This is a genomic window from Kocuria sp. CH-021 (assembly GCF_049716185.1).
GTDB classification, from domain to species: Bacteria; Actinomycetota; Actinomycetes; order Actinomycetales; family Micrococcaceae; genus Kocuria; species Kocuria cellulosilytica.
The window spans coordinates 1-907 of sequence record NZ_JBNAFK010000060.1; the positions used below are offsets into that span (position 1 = coordinate 1).

Annotated in this window: 1 protein-coding gene; it reads right to left on the minus strand. The window is 69.0% G+C overall.

Annotated elements, in window-relative coordinates:
• Positions 1-10 precede the first annotated feature (10 nt).
• A protein-coding gene (locus tag ACPYN7_RS18005) for an IS5 family transposase (protein ID WP_371212492.1) occupies positions 11-819 on the minus strand; the annotation gives its coding sequence in 2 pieces (ribosomal slippage) (positions 11-498 and positions 498-819; 810 coding nt in all).
• Positions 820-907 lie beyond the last annotated feature (88 nt).

The window sequence follows — 907 nt, forward strand, 5'->3', positions numbered from 1 at the left end:
AGACCTGGTCTCATAACTCTTCTACCTGACGCAGTCGGCGGAAGTTGATGAGCGTGACGGCGAGCAAGAGCAGCGGGAGCAGCGTGGCTGCAGTGCGGTCGTAACGGATCCCGAGACGCTTGAACCGCAGGACCCAGGAGATGGTGCGCTCCACGACCCAGCGGTGCCGGCCCAGGTGGGTCTTGGCCTCGATTCCGCGCCGGGCGATCCGGACCTTGATGCCTCGCCGGTGCAGGTAGCGGCGGCACCTCGGGTAGTCGTAGCCCTTGTCCGCGTGCAGCTTCTCCGGCCGGCGGCGGGGCCGCCCCGGACGCCTTCGCCGGCCACGCACACTCGGGTTGGTCTCCAGCAACGGCTCGAAGAGTTTGCTGTCGTGGACGTTTGCGGCTGAGGCCAGCACATGCAGGGGCAGCCCGGCCGCGTCGGTGAGCAGGTGGTACTTCGTCCCCGGTTTCCCGCGGTCGGTGGGGTTCGGGCCGGTCAGCTCGCCCCCCTTTTGGCACGTACGGACACCGCGTCGATACTGGCCCGCGACCAGTCGAGGATCTCCTGCTCGGAGAGCTCCTCGAGCACTGCCCGGTGCAGCTTCTCCCACACCCCGGCCCCCTGCCACTGCCTGAGCCGGCGCCAGGCGGTGTGCCCGGACCCGCAGCCCAGGGCCGGGGGCAGGTCCCGCCAACGGCACCCGGTGTGCAGCACGAACAGGATCCCCTCCAGTGCCGCCCGGTCCTCGATCCGGGGTCGCCCACCGGGCCCTCGAGGTGGTGGCTGGGGTGGGATCAGCGGGGCGATCAGCTCCCACAGACGGTCATCGACCATCCACGACTGCGTCCTCGTCGTCATGCAGGCACTGTGGACCGTTCCCAGGCAGGTGGGCAACGACCGATCAGGTTTTGAGACCAGGTCT